Here is a 5,547-nt window from a genome sequence, read left to right as displayed (position 1 = left end):
ACGAAACGAAGCGAAACAAACCGCTGACGTTACCGGGTTCTGATTCAGAAAGCAACTGATCTTTAACAGAAAAGACAACCGATAAGTGTAGGCGCTTGTTCCGAGGAACAAGAGCTTGCACTAAAGTAATCAAGAATCGTTAGATTCTTTGAGAACTTGCGTCAAGCGATGTAATTTGCAGAGATTGAACTGAAGAGTTTGATCCTGGCTCAGATTGAACGCTGGCGGCATGCTTTACACATGCAAGTCGAACGGCAGCGGGGACTTCGGTCCGCCGGCGAGTGGCGAACGGGTGAGTAATGCATCGGAACGTGCCTATCAGTGGGGGATAACGCTTCGAAAGGAGTGCTAATACCGCATATTCTCCGAGGAGGAAAGCAGGGGACCTTAGGGCCTTGCGCTGATAGAGCGGCCGATGTCGGATTAGCTAGTTGGTGAGGTAAAGGCTCACCAAGGCGACGATCCGTAGCGGGTCTGAGAGGATGATCCGCCACACTGGGACTGAGACACGGCCCAGACTCCTACGGGAGGCAGCAGTGGGGAATTTTGGACAATGGGCGAAAGCCTGATCCAGCCATGCCGCGTGAGTGAAGAAGGCCTTCGGGTTGTAAAGCTCTTTTGTCCGGGAGGAAATCCTGGCCTCTAATACAGGTCGGGGATGACAGTACTGGAAGAATAAGCACCGGCTAACTACGTGCCAGCAGCCGCGGTAATACGTAGGGTGCAAGCGTTAATCGGAATTACTGGGCGTAAAGCGTGCGCAGGCGGTTTTGTAAGCCAGATGTGAAATCCCCGAGCTTAACTTGGGAACTGCGTTTGGAACTACAAGACTAGAGTGTGTCAGAGGGGGGTAGAATTCCACGTGTAGCAGTGAAATGCGTAGAGATGTGGAGGAATACCGATGGCGAAGGCAGCCCCCTGGGATAACACTGACGCTCATGCACGAAAGCGTGGGGAGCAAACAGGATTAGATACCCTGGTAGTCCACGCCCTAAACGATGTCTACTAGTTGTCGGGAGAGGAATCTCTTGGTAACGCAGCTAACGCGTGAAGTAGACCGCCTGGGGAGTACGGTCGCAAGATTAAAACTCAAAGGAATTGACGGGGGCCCGCACAAGCGGTGGATGATGTGGATTAATTCGATGCAACGCGAAAAACCTTACCTGGTCTTGACATGTAGCGAATCCTGCAGAGACGCAGGAGTGCCCGAAAGGGAGCGCTAACACAGGTGCTGCATGGCTGTCGTCAGCTCGTGTCGTGAGATGTTGGGTTAAGTCCCGCAACGAGCGCAACCCTTGCCATTAGTTGCCATCATTAAGTTGGGCACTTTAATGGGACTGCCGGTGACAAACCGGAGGAAGGTGGGGATGACGTCAAGTCCTCATGGCCCTTATGACCAGGGCTTCACACGTCATACAATGGTCGGTACAGAGGGTTGCCAAGCCGCGAGGTGGAGCTAATCTCATAAAACCGATCGTAGTCCGGATCGCAGTCTGCAACTCGACTGCGTGAAGTCGGAATCGCTAGTAATCGCGGATCAGCATGTCGCGGTGAATACGTTCCCGGGCCTTGTACACACCGCCCGTCACACCATGGGAGTGGGGGATACCAGAAGTGGGTAGGCTAACCGCAAGGAGGCCGCTTACCACGGTATGCTTCATGACTGGGGTGAAGTCGTAACAAGGTAGCCGTAGGGGAACCTGCGGCTGGATCACCTCCTTTCTAGAGAAACCTCTGGAATAAGCGTCTACAACTTATCGGTTGTCAGTAAAGAGCAGTGAGAGGAATCGGGGAAATCCCTGAACAGACTCCGGTTCCGCGGGAACTTGGGTTTGTAGCTCAGCTGGTTAGAGCACCGTCTTGATAAGGCGGGGGTCGTTGGTTCGAGTCCAACCAGACCCACCAGATTTTCCATGACTGCGTTGCAAGATTTCTCGTGTACTCATGTACACGTCGAAACCTTGACGCCTTGTCCTGAAAAATCTGGTGCTGATTGATCACGTTTTATTTGCGCGATTGATATCAGTGTGATAAAGTTCTCTGTTCCTTCTGTCGAAACCTAATGGGCTAGGTGGTCGGAGCAAACACGATAAAGCTTTCATGCAAGGCGAGAGGAAGCGACGTGTACTTATGTACACGAGCGACCGAACAACGAAGCATGAAAGGTTTAGCGGGGGATTAGCTCAGCTGGGAGAGCATCTGCTTTGCAAGCAGAGGGTCGTCGGTTCGATCCCGTCATCCTCCACCAACCTCACTAGAGCGCTCAAAAGAGAAGATTGTTCTTGTCTTTTGCGTGTTCAACGCATCGATCTTTAACAAAACGGAAGAGTAACGACACAAAAAACAGCTAGCGCTGTAGGGTAAAACCTCAGCACTAGCCAAGTAATTGGGTCAGATTGTAATCGCACAAACACCTGTGAGTCTCTCGACTTATAGGATCAAGCGAATAAGTGCATCTGGTGGATGCCTTGGCGATGATAGGCGACGAAGGACGTGTAAGCCTGCGAAAAGCTTCGGGGAGCTGGCAATAAAGCTTTGATCCGAAGATGTCCGAATGGGGAAACCCACTCCGCAAGGAGTACTCCGACCTGAACACATAGGGTCGGTAGAGCGAACCGGGAGAACTGAAACATCTAAGTACCCCGAGGAAAAGAAATCAACCGAGATTCCGTAAGTAGTGGCGAGCGAACACGGAACAGCCTGCATGTGATAACAGTCGTGTTAGGAGAACAACCTGGAAAGGTTGGCCATAGTGGGTGATAGCCCCGTATCCGAAAACACAATTGTGGTACTAAGCATGCGACAAGTAAGGCGGGACACGTGAAATCCTGTCCGAAGATGGGGGGACCATCCTCCAAGGCTAAATACTCATCATCGACCGATAGTGAACCAGTACCGTGAGGGAAAGGCGAAAAGAACCCCGGGAGGGGAGTGAAATAGAACCTGAAACCGGATGCATACAAACAGTGGGAGCCTCGAAAGGGGTGACTGCGTACCTTTTGTATAATGGGTCAGCGACTTACGTTCAGTAGCAAGCTTAACCGAATAGGGGAGGCGTAGGGAAACCGAGTCCGAATAGGGCGTTCAGTTGCTGGGCGTAGACCCGAAACCAAGTGATCTATCCATGGCCAGGTTGAAGGTGCGGTAACACGCACTGGAGGACCGAACCCACTAATGTTGCAAAATTAGGGGATGAGCTGTGGATAGGGGTGAAAGGCTAAACAAACTTGGAAATAGCTGGTTCTCTCCGAAAACTATTTAGGTAGTGCCTCAGGTATTACTGACGGGGGTAGAGCACTGTTATGGCTAGGGGGTCATCGCGACTTACCAACCCATGGCAAACTCCGAATACCGTCAAGTACGAGCCTGGGAGACAGACATCGGGTGCTAACGTCCGGTGTCAAGAGGGAAACAACCCAGACCGCCAGCTAAGGTCCCAAATGACATGCTAAGTGGTAAACGAGGTGGGAAGGCATAGACAGCCAGGATGTTGGCTTAGAAGCAGCCATCATTTAAAGAAAGCGTAATAGCTCACTGGTCGAGTCGTCCTGCGCGGAAGATGTAACGGGGCTCAAGCATGTAACCGAAGCTGCGGATATGACTTAGGTCATATGGTAGGAGAGCGTTCTGTAGGCCTGCGAAGGTGGTGGTGTAAACCCTGCTGGAGGTATCAGAAGTGCGAATGCTGACATGAGTAGCGATAATGCGGGTGAAAGTCCCGCACGCCGAAAACCCAAGGTTTCCTACGCAACGTTCATCGGCGTAGGGTGAGTCGGCCCCTAAGGCGAGGCAGAAATGCGTAGTCGATGGGAAACAGGTTAAAATTCCTGTACCGATTATGAGTGCGATGGGGGGACGGAGAAGGGTAGCTCAGCGGCCTGTTGGAATAGGTCGTTTAAGCCGGTAGGCAGATCAACCAGGCAAATCCGGTTGGTCAATGCCGAGACGTGATGACGAGGGTCTACGGACCTGAAGTGAGTAATCCCATGCTTCCAGGAAAAGCCTCTAAGCTTCAGCTCATAATCGACCGTACCGCAAACCGACACAGGTGGGTAGGATGAGAATTCTAAGGCGCTTGAGAGAACTCGGGTTAAGGAACTCGGCAAATTGACACCGTAACTTCGGGAGAAGGTGTGCCCCGGTAGGTTGTAGTCCCTCGCGGACGAAGGCCGATGGGGTTGCAGTGAAAAGGTGGCTGCGACTGTTTAATAAAAACACAGCACTCTGCAAACACGAAAGTGGACGTATAGGGTGTGACGCCTGCCCGGTGCCGGAAGGTTAAGTGATGGGGTGCAAGCTCTTGATCGAAGCCCCGGTAAACGGCGGCCGTAACTATAACGGTCCTAAGGTAGCGAAATTCCTTGTCGGGTAAGTTCCGACCCGCACGAATGGCGTAACGATGGCCACACTGTCTCAACCCGAGACTCAGCGAAGTTGAAATGTTTGTGAAGATGCAATCTCCCCGCTGCTAGACGGAAAGACCCCGTGAACCTTTACTGTAGCTTTGCATTGGACTTTGAACAGACTTGTGTAGGATAGGTGGGAGGCTTTGAAGCAGAGACGCCAGTCTCTGTGGAGCCGTCCTTGAAATACCACCCTGGTGTGTTTGAGGTTCTAACCTTGGTCCGTCATCCGGATCGGGGACCGTGCATGGTAGGCAGTTTGACTGGGGCGGTCTCCTCCCAAAGTGTAACGGAGGAGTTCGAAGGTTACCTAGGTACGGTCGGACATCGTACTGATAGTGCAATGGCAAAAGGTAGCTTAACTGCGAGACCCACAAGTCGAGCAGGTGCGAAAGCAGGACATAGTGATCCGGTGGTTCTGAATGGAAGGGCCATCGCTCAACGGATAAAAGGTACTCCGGGGATAACAGGCTGATTCCGCCCAAGAGTTCATATCGACGGCGGAGTTTGGCACCTCGATGTCGGCTCATCACATCCTGGGGCTGTAGCCGGTCCCAAGGGTATGGCTGTTCGCCATTTAAAGTGGTACGTGAGCTGGGTTTAAAACGTCGTGAGACAGTTTGGTCCCTATCTGCAGTGGGCGTTGGAAGTTTGAAGGGGGCTGCTCCTAGTACGAGAGGACCGGAGTGGACGAACCTCTGGTGTACCGGTTATGACGCCAGTCGTATCGCCGGGTAGCTAAGTTCGGAAGAGATAAGCGCTGAAAGCATCTAAGCGCGAAACTCGCCTTAAGATGAGACTTCCCTGGCACCTAGAGTGCCCTGAAGGGTCGTTCGAGACCAGGACGTTGATAGGTTGGGTGTGGAAGCGCAGTAATGCGTTAAGCTAACCAATACTAATTGCCCGTGCGGCTTGATCCTATAAGCCGCGATGCTTCAGGTGTTAACGCGAATACAATTGATCGGTTCTAAGAACCTGTTGTTACTCTTCCAGTTTTGGTGTGCCTAACCGCACACAACAGCTTATGCCTGGTGTCAATAGCAAGTGGGCCCCACTCCTTCCCATCCCGAACAGGACAGTGAAACCACTTCGCGCCGATGATAGTGCGGATTACCCGTGTGAAAGTAGGTCAACGCCAGGCTCC

The 5,547-nt window shown here is 52.3% G+C and carries 2 tRNA genes and 3 rRNA genes; all 5 read left to right on the top strand.

Annotation, left to right across the window (positions count from 1 at the left end):
• Positions 1-186 precede the first annotated feature (186 nt).
• The 5 genes from DFR34_RS16555 to rrf all read left to right on the top strand — a co-directional run bounded on the left by DFR34_RS16555 (position 187) and on the right by rrf (position 5,544).
• Positions 187-1,722: ribosomal RNA gene (locus tag DFR34_RS16555) — 16S ribosomal RNA — on the top strand.
• 106 nt (positions 1,723-1,828) lie between these two features.
• A tRNA-Ile gene (locus tag DFR34_RS16550) sits at positions 1,829-1,905 on the top strand.
• A 267-nt stretch (positions 1,906-2,172) separates the two neighbouring features.
• A tRNA-Ala gene (locus DFR34_RS16545) sits at positions 2,173-2,248 on the top strand.
• Positions 2,249-2,436: 188 nt separating this feature from the next.
• Positions 2,437-5,323 (top strand): 23S ribosomal RNA (locus tag DFR34_RS16540).
• 107 nt (positions 5,324-5,430) lie between these two features.
• A 5S ribosomal RNA gene (gene rrf, locus DFR34_RS16535) occupies positions 5,431-5,544 on the top strand.
• The 16S, 23S and 5S rRNA genes sit together here with 2 tRNA genes alongside, the layout of an rRNA operon.
• Positions 5,545-5,547: the final 3 nt, after the last annotated feature.

It is taken from the genome of Rivihabitans pingtungensis (genome assembly GCF_003201855.1).
Classification (GTDB): Bacteria; Pseudomonadota; Gammaproteobacteria; order Burkholderiales; family Aquaspirillaceae; genus Rivihabitans; species Rivihabitans pingtungensis.
This window is presented reverse-complemented; position numbering and strand designations above follow the sequence as displayed.